General features: G+C 37.1%; 13 protein-coding genes. 4 read left to right on the top strand and 9 right to left on the bottom strand.

From position 1 onward, the window contains the following. Positions 1-2 precede the first annotated feature (2 nt). The 4 genes from CH354_RS16365 to CH354_RS16350 are packed head-to-tail and all read right to left on the bottom strand — an operon-like array spanning position 3 to position 4234. Positions 3-743: a hypothetical protein gene (locus tag CH354_RS16365; RefSeq protein WP_100727354.1), complete on the bottom strand. Its 741-nt coding sequence runs from the start codon at positions 741-743 to the stop codon at positions 3-5. Then, positions 740-2557 carry a CHAT domain-containing protein gene (locus CH354_RS16360; protein ID WP_100727355.1) on the bottom strand — a complete coding sequence of 606 codons (1818 nt, stop codon included), beginning with the start codon at positions 2555-2557 and terminating at the stop codon, positions 740-742. The genes CH354_RS16365 and CH354_RS16360 overlap by 4 nt, the downstream gene beginning before the upstream one ends. Before the next feature lie 12 nt (positions 2558-2569). After that, entirely contained in the window at positions 2570-3280 is a 711-nt protein-coding gene (locus CH354_RS16355; protein WP_100727356.1) for a hypothetical protein, read from the bottom strand. 36 nt (positions 3281-3316) lie between these two features. Next, positions 3317-4234, bottom strand: a complete 918-nt coding sequence (locus CH354_RS16350) for a sigma-70 family RNA polymerase sigma factor (RefSeq protein ID WP_100727357.1) — start codon at positions 4232-4234, stop codon at positions 3317-3319. 45 nt (positions 4235-4279) lie between these two features. On the opposite strand from CH354_RS16350, the gene CH354_RS16345 reads away from it, so the two are divergent. Beyond that, on the top strand, positions 4280-5194 hold the full coding sequence (locus tag CH354_RS16345; RefSeq protein ID WP_100717596.1) for a M23 family metallopeptidase: 915 nt from the start codon (positions 4280-4282) through the stop codon (positions 5192-5194). Between the two features lie 41 nt (positions 5195-5235). On the opposite strand, the gene CH354_RS16340 is transcribed toward CH354_RS16345, so the two are convergent. The 3 genes from CH354_RS16340 to dnaE form a co-directional block, all read right to left on the bottom strand. Then, positions 5236-7125 carry an AMP-dependent synthetase/ligase gene (locus CH354_RS16340; RefSeq protein ID WP_100727358.1) on the bottom strand — a complete coding sequence of 630 codons (1890 nt, stop codon included), beginning with the start codon at positions 7123-7125 and terminating at the stop codon, positions 5236-5238. Between the two features lie 71 nt (positions 7126-7196). After that, positions 7197-8255, bottom strand: a complete 1059-nt coding sequence (locus tag CH354_RS16335; RefSeq protein ID WP_409036418.1) for a helix-turn-helix domain-containing protein — start codon at positions 8253-8255, stop codon at positions 7197-7199. Positions 8256-8308: 53 nt separating this feature from the next. Beyond that, entirely contained in the window at positions 8309-11806 is a 3498-nt protein-coding gene (gene dnaE / locus CH354_RS16330) for a DNA polymerase III subunit alpha (protein ID WP_100727407.1), read from the bottom strand. Between the two features lie 163 nt (positions 11807-11969). Here dnaE and cobT point away from each other — a divergent pair, with 163 nt between their 5' ends. Genes cobT through CH354_RS16315 form a run of 3 tightly spaced genes read left to right on the top strand, consistent with a single transcriptional unit; the run spans position 11970 to position 14440 of the window. Next, positions 11970-13028, top strand: coding sequence for a nicotinate-nucleotide--dimethylbenzimidazole phosphoribosyltransferase (gene cobT, locus CH354_RS16325; RefSeq protein ID WP_100727360.1), 1059 nt, complete (start codon positions 11970-11972; stop codon positions 13026-13028). Positions 13029-13034: 6 nt separating this feature from the next. Beyond that, positions 13035-13862: an adenosylcobinamide-GDP ribazoletransferase gene (locus CH354_RS16320; RefSeq protein WP_100727408.1), complete on the top strand. Its 828-nt coding sequence runs from the start codon at positions 13035-13037 to the stop codon at positions 13860-13862. Continuing rightward, a complete protein-coding gene (locus tag CH354_RS16315; protein WP_100727361.1) occupies positions 13847-14440 on the top strand; it encodes a histidine phosphatase family protein in 594 nt (197 codons plus the stop codon). The genes CH354_RS16320 and CH354_RS16315 overlap by 16 nt, the downstream gene beginning before the upstream one ends. Before the next feature lie 7 nt (positions 14441-14447). Here the strand turns inward: CH354_RS16315 and gatB are convergent, their stop codons facing one another. Together gatB and CH354_RS16305 are read right to left on the bottom strand one after the other, a co-directional pair. Beyond that, on the bottom strand, positions 14448-15911 hold the full coding sequence (gatB, locus tag CH354_RS16310; protein WP_100717591.1) for an Asp-tRNA(Asn)/Glu-tRNA(Gln) amidotransferase subunit GatB: 1464 nt from the start codon (positions 15909-15911) through the stop codon (positions 14448-14450). Between the two features lie 58 nt (positions 15912-15969). After that, a complete protein-coding gene (locus CH354_RS16305; RefSeq protein ID WP_100717590.1) occupies positions 15970-17073 on the bottom strand; it encodes a bacteriohemerythrin in 1104 nt (367 codons plus the stop codon). Between the last annotated feature and the right edge of the window lie 92 nt (positions 17074-17165).

The following is a 17165-nucleotide window of genomic DNA, read 5'->3' as shown; positions in this document are numbered from 1 at the left end:
AATCACTTATCAAAAAACCCGGATACTTCACCTCTATTCGGGTTTTTCTTTTCCCACTCTTCTTTCCAACTGATCCAATCCATTCCGAGTTCCGACTCAAAATAGGAACAAACAGAGTCTAAGGTCAAAAAAGCATCGTAATTGATTTCAAAGGATGTGAAATTCTTTTGAATGGATGTAACCAATCGTAATCGAAACAATTCTACAAGTTCCAATCGAAAGGTTTGAAACATGTCTTCCACATTCCAATAGGAATGGGCAAAAAATTTCTCAACTGCATGAGTAAAAATATGATCTGCAGATAAAAAAGAATATTCGATCGAATCTTTCGCAATTTCGACAAACAAAACTTCCCACAATTCGGAAAGAGCACTTTCCTTCGTTTTACAGTCATAAGCCTGGCAAATGGATGTTCCATAAAATGAAAAATTTTGACTTTTGGGATCCCCTGTAAAAATAGGATGGATCATACAACCTATCCTTTGTTTGGTGTCGTCTACATAACCCAAAAATGGACAATTGTATGTCATCTCATCTTTTTTAGGAAGATTTGATTCTTTGGTTTCTCTATCTTTTCGGTAGATGGGGAATGTATGCCTAATTTCAAAATTGACGGTCTTTTGAAATTCTGTTGTTCGTTCTAATAGTAAATTTTTGAATTCTTGGGTTGTCAGTTTTAAATTGAAGAGACCACAACAGGCACCACAAGAAACATTTCCTCGTTCTGGATGGCATAAACTCAATTCTGTTTTGCTCCGATTACAAATGGAATCAGACCATTGAAGACAAGTTCCAATTCACCCGTTTCTTTTTTTTCTTTGAAATAAGTTTGAAATGGGATTACCATTTTTCTGCTTTCGTGTAACAACACCAAGTTGCCTTTATGATGTGACAATTGTTCTAGAAGTTTTTCACGGGATCCATGGGAAGTTGGGTATAAATAGGACGGTTTGATCCCTTTAAAATAAAAATGTGGGTTATTGTTCTCCGAAACCAATAAAATACTGATTCGTTCTAATTCTGCAAATTCCAATAACATATTTTCTAAAAAAAACTGAAGTATGATCTGGTATGATTCCAATTCTTCCGAATCGATATCACTCTCTTCCCAAACTTCCAACCATCCTAAGATTTTAAAAATGGTTTCCTTTTGTTCGTGTAAAACGGGAAGAGCAGAATCAAATATACTTGTTATTTTTAATTTTTGAAAATCCCATACACAACTGTAAACAAGTTCCCACCATTTACGAAGGGTCACAGCATCATCCAAATTATTAGGAATGGATTTGTTCATAGCATGTGCTGCATGATCACTAAAAACAATCATCCCTATCACTTGGCTTATCGATTCAAACAATCGAATCAAATTGAGGAGATTAGTTTTATCAATCGTTTTGTTTTTATTTAATTGATTACACTTGGAATAAGAAGCAGCAATTGGTGTTGGATAAAACTCCAATACAGCAGTTGGATTTAAAATTTTTGCTGAATGAAAATTCCTTCGTTCTTTCACAAACATTGAAAAATCAGGATTTCCATACAAAGAATAATTAGCCCATGTTAAATCATTCGCATGGTAGTTACGTCTTGCAAATTCTTTCGATAAAAATAAAGACTCTCCAACTGATTTATCTGAAAAAAGATACGTATAAAATCTTACAGTAAAATCAATTGTCCTTTCATTGTCCAAAATTTCCCAATTGGTTCCAACAAATGTTTTGATTCCAGCAGTCAAAAAAGCTCCTGCATATTGATTTAAAATATTTGTATTTAATTTTTTACCAGCAGACTTTGCCGACATACAAGAGTTAGAGAAAACTAAATCGGTATCTATACCTGTTGATTTAATTTCGCGAGCTTTTAGTACTTTTCCATCCGATAATAACCAACCATTTTCCAGGGAATCATCGGAAAAATGTAAATGGCCTGAATAATGAATGATGTGTTTGTCTTTGATCAGCGAGAGTAACTTGAGTTTGGTGACTTGTTTCCCACCTATGAATTCTAGTTCGAGAAGATGGTTTGGTACTTTTTGGCTTAGAACAGAGAATAAAACTTCACCTTCTTTCTGAGCATGTGGCAAATCTTCTGTTGGATCTGCAATGATGAGCATCTTAATTTTGCGATTTTCTTTATGAGTGGAACGATGTAAACCACCCCGAATCGTTTTTCCAATTCGAAATTTGTCAGATAGAAAACTCGTTCCATCATGTAATAATTCCCAAGGAACAAGAGCGAGTGTTGGATCAATATTAAAATGGATACTTTGTTTGTTTGTGTTTTTTAATTTTTCGATGATAGAGGTTGGGAAAAACTGTTGGAAAAATGTTTCCCCGAGTACTTTCAAATCTTGTAAGATATCAACATTTAAAATTTGGTTGGGTTTGGACAAAACAGATTGTGAAACATGGACAAGTCGTTCCACTTCAGCCAAATATTCCAAAATCAAATCGTCATCTAACGTAGATTGGATGTGGGATTCTTCTACAGGAAGATTATCTTCTAAAACATTGAAGATATTGACATTTCCGACACGATCTATGATGAGGGAGAGCATTCTCCCAAGAAGCTATCCAACGAGAATGGACAAGTCAAACGATTTTGAAAGATTAGGTCCCACAAACTCTATGGTGTAACTACCAGGGGTTAACCCCGAAAAACTGGCACTGCCATCCAAATTGATTTTGTTGGATAAAATGAACCTTCCATCCCTTCGTAGGTTCACTTGTTGGAACCCAGAACTTCCATCTGCTTTGACGGATAGGTACACTTCTGTCTCATTTTCTTTTACGATCTGGTAATAGAACTTTTGGTTTTCTTTAGTGGTTTCTTCGAAAATAACAGAGCTAGTATTTTCGGAACGTACATCAGCCGAAGCCGATCGCATCATCGGTGCTAGTTCCATTGTCTCTCGGATTTGGAAGGATTCAATGAGACTGTCAATCACCCGGATCCCTGATTGTGTTAGGCGGACAATCAAATTGTCTTTTGACTCGGGAGCCGATAATTGTTTACGAGTGTATTCTTTTAAGTATTCTGGGAATGGAAGTTGGGCACGGTGAACAGTGTTTTCAGCTTTTTGGAGGAGAAAGGTTTCTGCCAACGCATCTTCCTTCCATACCTCTTTTCTCAATTCGGCAAAAAAGGATTCCTCACAGTACCAGTATGCGTCCCAAAGGTCTGGGTGATCTTGCAACTCAGCCTCACCAGGAAATGCACCCTTCAGGAATAATTCCCTCGCTATTTCCAATGATTCTGCGTTAAAGTCCTGATTTTCCATGTGGCCCCCCCACGGTATATTGTATGACGAAGGAAATCACGACTCTCCCGCTACAGAATGCATTTTTTTTTGTATTTTTTCGAGGACTCGGAGCAGGGTGACACTCACCCCACCTTCGGAAATCCCTAAGATTCGGGCAATTTCCCGGTAAGGGGTGCGGACAAGGAAGTGGCCTTTTTGTTTTTTCTCGATCAGTTTTTTTCGCTGTTCGTACTTCTTCGCAAGGGCATGGTCCAATCGTTCTTTATAATATTGTGCTTCTACAGAATCTCCCTGTGCCTTTTGTTTTTTCTGCTCTTTTAAATCTAGAATATTCAAATACAAAGATGTGATTTTGTCTTCCATCTTGAGGTTTTCCTCTTCGCGGTTGGATAACTCTTCTCGTAGAGACAAAATCTCAGAACGAATCTCTTCCTCGGGCCGGCTCGTTTTTTCTGCAATGTACACTAATTCTTCAGGATCTAGGTGTAGGTAGTACACAAAAGATAATTTGAATACGATTCGATTTTCCATTTTAATTGTGGAAAGTACGGATTGGAATTGGTCTGAGACATCAAGGGCATGGGCAAGGGCATCCGCACGTTTATCGGGTTCGTCTTCGATTGTACTGTATTCCTTTCCTTCCTTATTGACCTTGGAAACCGACTGGGTTTTGACCTCACGTTTGGTGCGTTGCCAATCGATGAGTAGGTTTCGCAGTACGGAAAAAAACCAAGTCTTAAAACTCGATTTCCCGACAAAACTCTTGAACCGTTTGCCAGATTTGAGTCGCTCAAAAGCATAAATATAATAGTCGGAAGCATCATCTTCCGTTAGATGGAAAACTCGAATGGGAAAATTATAAATATCTTGGGAATAATGATCAAAAAACTTTTGTAGGGCTTTTTCATTGCCAGTCCCACATTCTTTGACAAGTTCTAAAATTTCTTCGGTGGAATAAGAAGTCTGTTCCATAAACTACTTTCCTAAAAAGGAACCCACCCCAAGACTTCTAATAACATGAAACGTATTGTTGTGATTTTGACTCTTCTGGCAAGTTTTATTTTCGCTGAGGGACAGAAGTCCGAAGGGAAACTTAATTTTGTTTGGCCCATCCAAGGTTTGGAACTCTCCTCTCTAATCACGAGCACGTTTGGTGAATCGAGAAAAGACCATTTTCACAATGGTTTAGACATTTCCTCAGTCTTACAACCAGTTCGCTCCATGGGAGATGGATTCATTTTGTACTCTCGTTATGCGGAAGATAATCCTTTTGAGGAAGAAAGAGGATCAGGCAATATTGTTTGGATTGCGCATAAAAATGGTTATGTGAGCGGATATTACCACTTAGGTGGAACTAGGAACGAACTCGTCAAAAATCACAAACCAGTGAAAGCGGGTGATACAATTGGAATATCAGGCAACACAGGTCACTCAACTGGTGGACATTTACACTTTGTTCTAGGGAAAGACTACGGAAAAATTTTACTCGACCCTCTCTCTTATTTACCTCCAGTCGAAGACAATATGCCTCCTCAAATCGCCAATTTGTTCATCCATGTGGGAGAAAATTATACCAATCTCAATGATGGTGACAATATCAATGTATCCAAAGCATTTCCACTTACGGTGAGTATCATTGATGGCGGAATCAAAAATAGCCAAAGAAGAGGCATCAAAGAAGTGAAATACTTGTTTAATGGCGAAACATACAAAGTGGCAAATTTTGAATCCCTTCAGTTTGATGGTTCCAAATGGAAAACAAAGGATGGCCATAGTTTTGATGATTTATTCTTTAAAGATCGTTATCTGGTAGGAGTTTTGAATCTCAAAGCAGGCGAAAATACAATCAAAGTACAAACAAAAGATTTTTCTGGTCATGAAGGGGAAAGAAACTTTAGTATCAACATCACAAGGATCAGTGGAGGAAATTAATCCTCCACCAATCTCCGATTCAAAGATTCACGAAATACCAATCACTCGTATAGAGCCTGGATTTGGTTTTTATATTTTTCTGTGATCACATGGCGTTTGAGTGATAACTTCGCAGTGAATTCATCACCTATTTCAAAAGGTTTTGGGATCACAATCACACCAACCACTCGTTCAAACGATTTAAATCCTGTTTGGGCATTGATCTTTGATTTGATCTCTGATTCCATTTTTTGGATCACATCTTTATCTTTCCAAAATTCTTTTCCTGGTGTCGTTTCAAATCGATTTAGATTGGGATAAACCAGTGCACTTAAAAATTTTTGGTCCTGACCAACAACCATACATTGGTCAATCCATTCAGATTCTAAAATTTTGGATTCGATCGGAACTGGCTCCACATTTTCTCCACCGAGCAATACAATCGTTTCTTTGGAACGACCTACTATACGTAAGTTATGGTTTGAAGTAAATATACCTAAGTCACCAGTATTCAACCAACCTGCTACGAGCACCTTGTTTGTTGCTTCAGGGTTTTTATAGTAACCTGCCATAACCTGTTTTCCTTTTACGTGAATTTCTCCTTTTCTTCCATAAACATATTTGCCGATTTCAGTATCTAGGAAAACTTCACCTGTGTTTAAGTCGACAAGTCGTAGTTCTGTTTTGGGAAATATTTTTCCAACGGAACCAGGAATAATTTCCTCGAAGGTTCGCATGGCAAGTACTGGTGCAGTTTCTGTCATACCATAACCTTCCAAAACAGGAATGCCAATCATATTAAAGAATTCATCAACATGAAATGGTAGTGCCCCTCCTCCTGATACGGAACCTCTTAGTTCTCCTCCTGTTGCATTTCGAATTTTGGATAAAACCAAAAAGTCAAAAATAAAATATGGAATACATACGATAAAGAATCGAATCAAATGGTAAACAAATCGTATGATTTGTTTCCATAGAACCATTGGATGGATATCGAGTACATTTCCAGTAATGACTTGTCTTGAGTGAAAAAAACGTTTCGCAAAATACATCGAAAGTTGAAACATCTTTTGTTTGGTTAACGAAGATTTATTTAAAGTACCTAAGATTCCACCATAAATACTTTCCCATAACCTAGGTGCAGAAGCCATAAAGTTGGGTTTAACAAATTTTAAATCTTCTTTGAGTGTACGAACACTACTATAATAAGTACAAGCTCCATAAGATAAACTAAAGATCTCAAAAATCCTCTCGAAAATATGCCAAATGGGTAAAATCGAAAGCGTTTTATCCCCTTTTTTCAAACTGAGTGGCAAGTTCTTCAATTGAAATAAGATATTTCCATGAGTCAACATGACTCCCTTCGGTGTTCCCGTTGTACCAGATGTATAAATCATAGTAAACAAATCAGATTCTTTGATTGTATTCTCTAAAAATATATGATCGGAAGGGTCTTCTTTTCTTTTTTGGATTCCTTTTGTCACTAATTCTTGTAAGGTTATAGTCTTAATTTTCCTGGATTTGAGTTCCTTATTTTGTTTTGGTGGATAAAACAAAATGATTTCTTTTAGAAATTCTAAATCTTTTTCTAACCTGATCACTTTCTCAAATACAGTTTCATTTTCGACGAAGAGTATTTTGGATTCCGAGTGATTGAGAATGTACAATATATCTTGGTCGGTAACATCCGAAGCACGTGGTACGTCAATTGCACCAAGGAGAGTTGTTGCGATACTCGTTTGGATCCATTCATATGAATTGTCAGCAAAAATAGCGACCTTGTCTCTTTCAGATAAAGTTTCGCCAAGTCCCAATGCCAAATGTTTTGCATCATTTAACAATTCCATATAGGTTTTGAATTGGTAAACACCAGGCCCTAATCTGGTTCCAAAAGCTTTTTTATGCCCAAATCGTTTCGGGAGATCTAAATAAAAATCTATCATGGTTCGCATCGATATTCCTCTTTAGGATACAAGAGTAATCGATACAAAAATGTTTGTCGTCCTCTAGAATTCTTTGAGACTTATGGTTCGGAAGGTTTTGATTGTTTTCGGAAATCTGTTGGAGTCACTCCTACCTTTTCCAAGAAAACACGATTGAAAGTGGATTTGGAATTAAAACCTACTGCATCAGCAATGGACAAAATGGTTCGTTCTTTTGGTTCCAATAAATAACGTTTTGCTTCTTCGATCCTATATTGGTTGATGTAATTGTAAAAACCAAAACCATATCGTTTATGAAAGTATTCTGACAATTGTCCCGATTTAACTCCAACTAACTCTGCAAGTTTAGATAAACTTAAGTCCTCATCACAGAAAACTTTTTCCAACATCAATTCGAATAATTTTTGATCGATTACTTCAAGTGGAACAGAAACCAACTTCGATTTTTCATATTTATTTTTTTGAATTGTCTCACGAACATCAGAAACAAAGGGTTCCCATAATTCGCGTGTGAAAAAATAAAAATACATAAGAATGGGTAAAAGGTATGCGCTCAATTTCCGAAAGAAGGGAATTTGAAAACTAAAACCTATACTACCTACGAGTAAATCAATCCATATTAAAAGTATAAATACTAAGGAATAAATTGCACGTTTCGTAAAAAATACAGACAAACGAACATTAGGAATCCATTCGCGAAATAAAAATATTCCTACAGAAATTAAAATGGAAAGTTTGATTCCAAAATTAAGACCTGTTAGTATACTTCCATACTCAGTAGATGTGATTGTATTTAAAATATTTATTTTTTCTACATCTGATTTGAGATAATATGGAACGAGTAAAACAATGGAAACCAAGGAAGGTAAAAAACAAATCCAATGCAGATTGATTTTTTTCTCCAAAAACAAATATTCCAAATAAAGATACAAAAAGGAAGCTGATAAGAATACAAATGGGATATGGATGAAAACTATGAAAGGAAGTTGGTAATAAAATCCTGTAAACATAAAGGCTCCAGTTAACAACCACAAGCCTGTCGAAAACAAAATGAAGGACCAAAGCAGATCGGATTTTTTTCGATTTTTGACGATGTTAGACAATGCCCAAATGAGGCAAAAGATGGCACCAGACCCCATCCATAAAAACTCTAATAATAAAACGAGGGAAATTGATTCTTTTCCCACAGGATTTACCCGTAAACTCTCACTTCTTCCCCTACCGTATACCGCACAGCACCTTTTCCTAAAATATCGGTTAACATCTTCATTAGGTCTGTTGTGATTTCGATGGAAAAATGATCATGGGCACGTATGACTTTTTTTTCATCACCATTCCCAATTAAATGGAAAAATACAGAAGAGGCACCTCTATGAACAGAAAGTATATCTTGGAGTTTTAAAATCACATCTCGATTTTTTTCTTCCTTCATATTGATGGTTAAATGAAGGGTTTTTTCCATTTTTTTCTCAATCGTTACCGAATTGAGCTCTTCTAGTTTGTTAACAATGATTTGACCCTTTAACTCGGATTCGTCGGCATCAATCCGTTCTAAAATTCCTTTAATGAAAACTGTGTTGTCTTCAGAGAAAAGATGTTTGAATTCAGCGTATGTTTTTGGAAAAGCCACACACTCAATTTCCCCAGTTTGGTCTTCCAACATAAAGTTGACAAATTCTTCTTTTTTCTTTGTGAGTTTAACAACTTTTTTGGATAATACACCGGCAATTTCCACTTTGGATTTAGGTCGAACTTCCTCTAAATTTTCTATGGAAGTTGGGTTTAGGCTTTTGAGTTGTTCTGTGAATTTGTCAAGTGGATGGCCAGACAAATACAAACCTGTTGTTTCTTTTTCTCGACGGAGAAGTTCGTCTCCATTCCACTCTATTCCATCTTTTGGTAAATTTAAGTTTTCTTCCGTTCCACCATTTGCTCCACCAAACAAAGAAAATTGGCCTTCTTTTTCCTCGGCTTGTTTTTTGTTTGCATAGCTTAGAATGATATCTGTAGATTCAAAAATTGTTTTTCTCGTATAACCAAAAGAATCGAATGCTCCACCTTGTGCGAGTGACTCTAAAACTTTTTTATTCGCAAGACGAGTATCTAATTTTTGTGTAAAATCACTGAGTTGATTGTAACCACCAAGTTCATTTCGATTTTTGATGATATTTTCTGCGGCAAGTTCTCCCACACCTTTGATGGAAGATAATCCAAATCGAACTGTTTTGTCGTCTGTAATCTCAAATGATATTCCCGATTCTCTTAGATCTGGACCCAGGATTCTAATTCCCATATCTTTTGCATTATTGATGTATTTCACAACATCAGTAATTTTAGAATGGTCTCCCGATAATAAAGCAGTGAGGTATTCAATAGAATAATTTGCTTTTAGGTAAGCAGTTTGATAAGTCACAAATGCATAAGCAACCGAGTGGGATTTGTTAAATCCATACTCACCAAATTTTTCTAATTGCTCAAATAGTTCGGTTGCTAACTTTTCATTGATCTTTTTTTCAATGGCACCTTTTACAAATTTTTCCTTTAAAGCAGGAAGTTTGGATTTATCTTTTTTGGCCATCGCCTTACGAAGAACATCCGAGTCTCCCACAGAGAATCCACCCATGATCCTTGAGATACCCATTACTTGTTCTTGGTAAACAACAACACCGTAAGTTTCGCCGAGCACCTCTGCCAAACTTTCGTGAGGAAAAATAACCTTTTTCTTTCCGTTTTTACGATCTAAATAATCATCCAACATCCCTGAACCCATTGGACCAGGTCTGTATAACGCAAGCAAGGCGGCAATTTCTTCAAATTTTTGTACCTGTGCTTTTGCAAAAAGATCACGTATCCCCGAGGAAGAATCCAACTGGAAAATACCTAACACATTCGCTTTTCTTAATAAACTAAAAGTAGCTGGGTCATCGAGTGGAATGGTATCTAAATCAAGTTGGATCCCATGTCGTTTTTGAATCAATTGTGTAGCATGATGGATGGTAGTTAAGTTTTTTAAACCTAAAATATCCATTTTGATGAGTCCCACTTGTTCCGACATATTTTTGTCGTACTGTGTAACAATCGAACGCCCATCACGTCCAGGTTCACTAACAGTTGACAATGGGACAATTTCTTCTAATGCAGTTGGTGCAATTACTACACCTGCTGCGTGTCTTCCCACCTGACGATAGTTACCTTCTAATTTTTGAGCAATGGAAAATACTTTTTTATTTAGGTCGGATTTTTCTGCGACATCACGTAAGTCTTTTGAAGTTTCAACTGCTTCCTGGATGGTAATTCCTAATTTTTTAGGAAATAACTTACTCATCTCATTCACTTCTGAAAATGGTACATTAAAAACTCGAGCCACATCTTTAATTGCCGCTTTTGCAGCAAGGGATCCAAAAGTGATGATTTGGCCAACGCGGTTTTCACCATACTTATGTTTGATGTAATTGATCACTTCTTCGCGACGTTCTACACAAAAGTCAGTATCAATATCTGGCATATCTTTACGATCTGGGTTTAAAAATCGCTCAAACAGTAAATTGTATCGAATTGGATCTACATTGGTAATTCCAAGTGCATATGCGATAATGGAACCTGCCGCCGAACCACGACCTGGTCCTACTGGGATTCCCGTTCGCCTTGCAAAATTAATATAGTCTTGAACGATGAGAAAGTATCCGGCAAAATGCATGTTTCGAATGGTTTGCATTTCATATTCAGTTCTTTCTTTCACAACGGGTGTGATCTCTTTATACTTTTCTTGAATCCCTTCCCAAACCAATTTTTCTAAATAACTGTCTGTATCATACCCTTGTGGCACTTCAAATGGTGGTAGTAAAGGGTTCCCAAATTGGAAATTCAAAGAACACTTATCACGAATGGCAAGTGTATTATAAAATGCATCCAAATGGTTTGGAAAAAGTGCCTTCATCTCTGAAGGAGATTTTACATAAAAATTTTCGTTAAACCCAAAGCGCATTTCATCATCGATGTTTTTACGCATTCCAATGCGTAATAAAATGTCCTGTGCTTCCCTATCATCTTTTGTTAAAAAGTGAGAATCATTAGTAAGAACGAGTGGGATACCAGTTCGTTTGGAAAAACCAATAACAGCTTCAGCAACAATCTTTTGTTCTGGAATTCCGTGGTCTTGGATTTCCATATAAAAATCTTCTTTACGAAAGATCTCATGTAATCGACCAGCTAACGCATACGCCTTGTCTTCTTTGCCTTCCAGGATTTTTCTGTTCACTTCACCTGCAAGGCATGCTGTCAAACAAACTAGGCCTTCACTATGTCGTTCTAATAAATCATAATCAATACGTGGTTTTCGATAAAATCCTTCTGTAAACGAACGACTCGCAAGTTTGATGATGTTATGGTAACCAATTTCATTTTTGCATAATAAGATGATGTGATAAGCTCCACCATCAGCAATTTCATCTAACTCAGTTTCTGCACTTCTTGAAGGAGTCACATAAAATTCACAACCGATGATGGGTTTGACTTCGTGTTTCACTGCCTCTTTGTAAAATTCGATTGCACCATACATGTTGCCGTGGTCAGTGATGGCGACAGAACTCATCCCAAGTTCTTTCACTCGTTTCATCAAATCACTAATCCGAATGGCACCATCCAACATGGAATAGGTAGTGTGCAGATGCAGGTGGGCAAAATCTTCCATGGCTTGGTGACATAGTAAAGCCGATGCCCCCGTACGTAAAGCGCCCCAAGGGAAGAATTTCCGATTTTTTTTGGCCCAAATAACCAAATCCCAAACCTGCCAATTCCATCCAAGCCCAAAAACGATGGAAGGTGTCAGGGCATTACACAAACTGGTTTTGTCTATGTCCCCATTTTCCCTACCAAAAATTAACCCAATAACCCATGTTTTACGAGACAAAATCCAACAAAAAATTGATACCAAAACGAAACCGATAGGTTCACTCGGAACACTCGAAACCATTGCATTACAAATTGCAGAGATCCAAAACACCACATCTCCAACACTTAAAAACCCGAAGTTGATTTTGTTTGCAGGGGACCATGGGATTACGGAAGAACCGGTTTCCCTTTATCCAAAAGATGTCACATGGCAAATGGTATTTAATTTTTTAAATGGTGGAGCGTGTGCCAATGTTTTTGCAAAACACAATGGGATGGAAGTAGAAGTTGTCGATGTTGGAGTGGATCATGATTGGGATGATTCCACAAAAAATCTTCTGATCAAAAAAATACGCAAAGGCACATCCAATTTTTTAAAAACACAAGCGATGTCAAAAGAAGAATCTCATCAATGTATACAGAATGGATTCAATTTAATTTTGGAAAATAAATACAAAGAATCAAATGTATTTTTATTTGGTGAGATGGGAATTGGGAACACCTCTTCCGCTTCCATGATTTTATCTCATTTAACAGGAATTCCACTTTCAAAACTAGTTGGGAAAGGAACAGGTTTAAATCCAGAAGGAAAACTTTCCAAACTTCAAATTTTAGAGCGTGCTTTCCAAAGAACAGGAAAACTAAGTGATCCAATCGAAATTCTTTCTGAATTTGGGGGATTTGAAATCGGAATGATGGTTGGAGCAATGTTAGCTGTCGCATCGGAGCAAAAACTTTTTCTTGTGGATGGTTTTATCACTACTGCTGCGTATCTACTAGCTTACCACCTAGATCAAAATGTAAAAGACTATGCAATTTTTTCACATGTTTCGGATGAAGAAGGCCACATCATTGTTTTGAACCATTACCAAATAAACCCACTGTTAAAACTGAATTTACGCTTAGGAGAAGGAAGTGGTGCTTTGGCCGCTTACCCACTTGTCGAACTCAGCATTAAATTTTTAAATGAAATGGCTTCCTTTGCTGATGCAGGGGTAAGTGAAGCTGATAAGAAAGTATAAAGTATGATCCGATCCATTGTTCTAGAAATTCGATTGTTTTTTATTTGTTTGGCCTTCCTGACAAGAATTCCATCTCCACGTTGGATTGGATTCAAAGAAGAATGGTTACATAATTCGATAAAATATTCACCTAGTGTTGGTTTACTACTTGGTACTATACAATTTTTCGTTTTTCTTTTGTTCCAATTTTTGTTTGGACCAACAATCGCATTTACGATCTCTCTTGGTTTTTTACTGATCCTAACAGGTGCCTTTCACGAAGATGGATTTTCTGATTTTTGTGATGGAATTGGCGGAGGATGGAAAAGAGAAGATATATTACGCATTATGAAAGACAGCCGTGTTGGCAGTTTTGGTGCTGTTGGAATTTGTATTCTCGTTTTACTCAAAGTACTCGGTGCCTACGAAACCTTTTCCTTTTTTCAAAGAAAAAACCTTCCAATCATTTCGAATCTAACTAGTGACATTCATTTCACGAGCATTTGGTTGTATTTTGTTAGTGCACACACACTCAGTCGATTTTTATCAGTTTTTGTAATGAAACTTTTGCCCTATGCGAAAGAAGAAGGTTATGCAAAACCGATGGCAAAAGAAATTACTTGGCCTCAAATCCTTTTTGCAAGTCTATGGGGAGTTTTACCGTATCTATCTCTTTCTTACCGACATCCTAATTTTTTCTTAAGCCTTGTTTGTATCATTCCTAGTTACATTTATATGCTTCGATTGATGAAACGTTGGATCCAAGGATTTACTGGGGATTGTCTTGGCGCTGTTCAACAAGTTGTGGAAACTTGTATTTGGATATCAGGAGTATTTATATGGACCTTTATCTAATTCGCCATCCAGAAACCATTGCTCCCAAGGGAACTTGTTATGGTCGTACTGATTTTCCCCTCAAATACCCTGTGGAAGATACTGCTGACTCAACCTTCTCTTATCTACCACCTAACTTTGACCATTTTATTGCAAGCCCGGCGCCACGTGCAGTCAAATTAGCAAATGCCTTACTCTCAAAATACAATCCAAATCAAAACCCATTGGATCTTGAGATACATACCGATGAACGTTTGTTAGAAATGAACTTTGGTGATTGGGACGGAAAACTATGGGAAGAAATTCCTAGAAAAGAAACCATTCCTTGGATGAAAGACTTTGTGAATGCACGCACACCAAATGGGGAAGCATTCACCGACCTAATCCAACGAGTGGATATGTTTTTAGAGGATTGGAAACCAAATGGGATTTTGAAACAAAAATGGGAGGAAAAAAACAATCAAATACTAAACTCTATGATTGTTGTATGCCATTCGGGACCCATTAGAGCCATGCTCTGCAGGATCAATGGAATTCCACATGAGGAAGCATTTAAGTCCCCAGTGGATTTTGGTTCAGTTCATAAAATTGAAATTTAAGAAGGGTTTACACCTTCTTTTTTTCACCTAACGGGCCTAATTTGGCAAGGATGAGTTCGTTAACAAGTTTTGGGTCAGCCTTGCCTTTTGTTTCTTTCATCACTCCACCCACAATTGCACCTAACACACGATCCTTTCCATTTTTCCAACCCTCGACTGATTCTGGTTGGGATTCAATTACACGAATGACAATTTCTTCTAAAGCTTTATCATCCCGAACAACCTTAAGTCCTTTTTTCTCAACAATGGCTTCTGGTTGGTCTTTCGAAGTTAACATGTCTTCAAAAATGGTTTTGGCAATTTTTCCTGTGATCTCACCTGAATTGATAAGTTTTACTAATTTCCCAATTCTGACTGGATCAATTGCAAATTCTTGGATGGAAATATTTTCTTTATTAACGATCCCTAAGATTTCATCTTTTACCCAGTTGGATGTTTTTTTAGCATCTCCAGAAATCACAAGTGCCTCTTCGAAGTACTCTGCAATTTCCCTTTCACTTGTTAAGACTTCCGCATCATATTCAGGAAGACCGAGCACAGTTTTATAACGTTCTTTTTTTTGTCTCGGAAGCTCAGGAAGTGTTTTTCGAATGTCTTCTATAAACGAATCTGAAATTTGAATCGTTGGTAAATCTGGTTCAGGAAAATAACGGTAATCATGGCTCATTTCTTTGGAACGCATGGGAATTGTTTTGAGAAGTGTTGCATCCCAAAGTTTTGTCATTTGTTTGAACGACTCACCTCTAGAATAAACGTCCTTTTGCCATTCCACTTCGTAATCGATCGCTTGTTTTACTGCCTTAAACGAGTTGAGGTTTTTGATTTCGACTCGTGTCCGAAATCCTTTTTCCCCTTTTGGGCGAATGGATACGTTTGCATCACAACGAAGCGAACCTTCTTCCATGTTACAATCCGAAACTTGGATATAACGAAGGATGGTTTTTAATTCGTTTAAGTATGCATATGCTTCATCAGAGGAACGAAGGTCTGGTTCGGATACAATCTCGATGAGTGGAGTTCCTGCACGGTTATAATCCACATATGATCGATTGATAGATGGATCATGTGAGTGGATAAGTTTTCCTGCATCTTCTTCCATATGGATCCGAGTGAGTGGAAGGAACTTTTCTTCCGATTCCCCTTTCAACTGAATGTGAATTCCACCTTTTGTTGCATAAGGTTTATCAAATTGCGAAATTTGGTACCCTTTAGGAAGGTCAGGATAAAAATAATTTTTACGATCAAATTTAGTGAATTGTGTAATTTCGCAACCGAGTGCCACACCTGCTCTCACTGCTTTTTCAAGTACAACTTCATTTAACACAGGCAAGGTGCCTGGAAGTGCAACACATAATGGAGAAATATGAGTATTTGGACTACCACCAAATTCGTTAGTGGCAGTGGAGAAAATTTTTGAATTGGTATTGAGCTGGACGTGAACTTCCAGACCGATGATGACTTCGTATTCCATGGTTTGGTAACAGGATTTTCACGGAAAATGAACCTGGCAATTCAAATTCCGTCAGATTTTAATCCAAGGGGTCTGGGACCGATTGTAAGACCAATTTATATAGATTTTTTTGTTCTCTTGAGATCCCAATTTCCCCACTTTGGTGGAGTTTTTTGGTAAACTCGGAAAGTTCTCTCACCCTCGATTCAAATGCCAGACCAATTTTTTTATCTTCTAGCGCGATGTGTGAGAGTAACCAATTCCTAAGATCTTGCACCAAATGTAAACCCACTCGGGGATTTCCCAATTTATATTCATCATTTCTCATTTTGATAAATTCAATAAAACGTTTGTGTTGGTTCATGTGTTGCACAACATCCGTATACCGGAAGTAACGCATAATTTTATCTTCTACGCCAAAATGATCTTTAGTATACTCAATTGCTTCAGCGATCACTTTATGAAAAGTTTCACTTGAACCATCACCTAACTTCAAGGAATGATCTAGTTCCACTATCATCTTGAGTAACCAAATATGTTGCAAATCAATGATGGGAATACCAGTTGATAGATTGTATGTTTTCCAAATATTCCGAATTTCTTGGATCGTATCAATGGTCTGTTCATGTAAAGAAATGTTTGTAGTATCGATTTGAACAATATTTTGGTAAATCAACAGTTGTTCTTTTGAAACCGGATACTTTCCGGACTTTAACAACTGGATACAATAAGATTTTAAATCAAAATTAGATGCCTTAAAAAATTCTGCATAATCGGTATCATCATGTAAAATATGTTGGAACAACCATTTTTTCAGGATTTGCAAAATTCCAAGTGCAGCCATCTGGCTATTTTTGGCTTCATAGTATTTTTCTGTTAGTCGCTCAACAAATTTTCTATGCCCGAGTACATGTTCTTTGAAATTTGGATAATTGAAATGTTCCAAAATATCTTCTTCCAAAGCAAAATGTTCTGCCACATAATCCAAAGCCTTTCGAAAAGAAGAATGTACATCGATATCTGAATTTGTTTTTTCGGCCTCTACAATTTCTTCTTCTAACTCTAAAATGATATGTACAAGCCACACATGTTGTAAGTCGATGATGGGAATTCCAAGATGAAAGGGTTCACTCAACCAAGTGATACGTAGAGAATCAAAATGTGCGGAAGAATCCTTTTGCATGATTCCACAAAATTACGGCGCCAAATGTTGTCACGGAAATTGAGGAAAATCCTAAGTTGATATTTATCATGACTTTAGAATGAAACAAAAAT

The sequence above is a fragment of the Leptospira levettii genome, assembly GCF_002812085.1.
Taxonomy (GTDB): Bacteria; Spirochaetota; Leptospiria; order Leptospirales; family Leptospiraceae; genus Leptospira_A; species Leptospira_A levettii.
This window is presented reverse-complemented; position numbering and strand designations above follow the sequence as displayed.

What these genes read in the sequence shown, in the direction of transcription:
- CH354_RS16355 (WP_100727356.1), bottom strand. Translation starts at nt 3,280, where the DNA reads ATGGAAAATCAGGACTTTAACGCAGAATCATTGGAAATAGCGAGGGAA.
- CH354_RS16360 (WP_100727355.1), bottom strand. Translation starts at nt 2,557, where the DNA reads ATGCTCTCCCTCATCATAGATCGTGTCGGAAATGTCAATATCTTCAAT.
- CH354_RS16335 (WP_409036418.1), bottom strand. Translation starts at nt 8,255, where the DNA reads ATGGGGTCTGGTGCCATCTTTTGCCTCATTTGGGCATTGTCTAACATC.
- gatB (WP_100717591.1), bottom strand. Translation starts at nt 15,911, where the DNA reads ATGGAATACGAAGTCATCATCGGTCTGGAAGTTCACGTCCAGCTCAAT.
- CH354_RS16315 (WP_100727361.1), top strand. Translation starts at nt 13,847, where the DNA reads ATGGACCTTTATCTAATTCGCCATCCAGAAACCATTGCTCCCAAGGGA.
- CH354_RS16340 (WP_100727358.1), bottom strand. Translation starts at nt 7,125, where the DNA reads ATGCGAACCATGATAGATTTTTATTTAGATCTCCCGAAACGATTTGGG.
- cobT (WP_100727360.1), top strand. Translation starts at nt 11,970, where the DNA reads ATGTCCCCATTTTCCCTACCAAAAATTAACCCAATAACCCATGTTTTA.
- dnaE (WP_100727407.1), bottom strand. Translation starts at nt 11,806, where the DNA reads ATGGAAGATTTTGCCCACCTGCATCTGCACACTACCTATTCCATGTTG.
- CH354_RS16350 (WP_100727357.1), bottom strand. Translation starts at nt 4,234, where the DNA reads ATGGAACAGACTTCTTATTCCACCGAAGAAATTTTAGAACTTGTCAAA.
- CH354_RS16345 (WP_100717596.1), top strand. Translation starts at nt 4,280, where the DNA reads ATGAAACGTATTGTTGTGATTTTGACTCTTCTGGCAAGTTTTATTTTC.
- CH354_RS16305 (WP_100717590.1), bottom strand. Translation starts at nt 17,073, where the DNA reads ATGCAAAAGGATTCTTCCGCACATTTTGATTCTCTACGTATCACTTGG.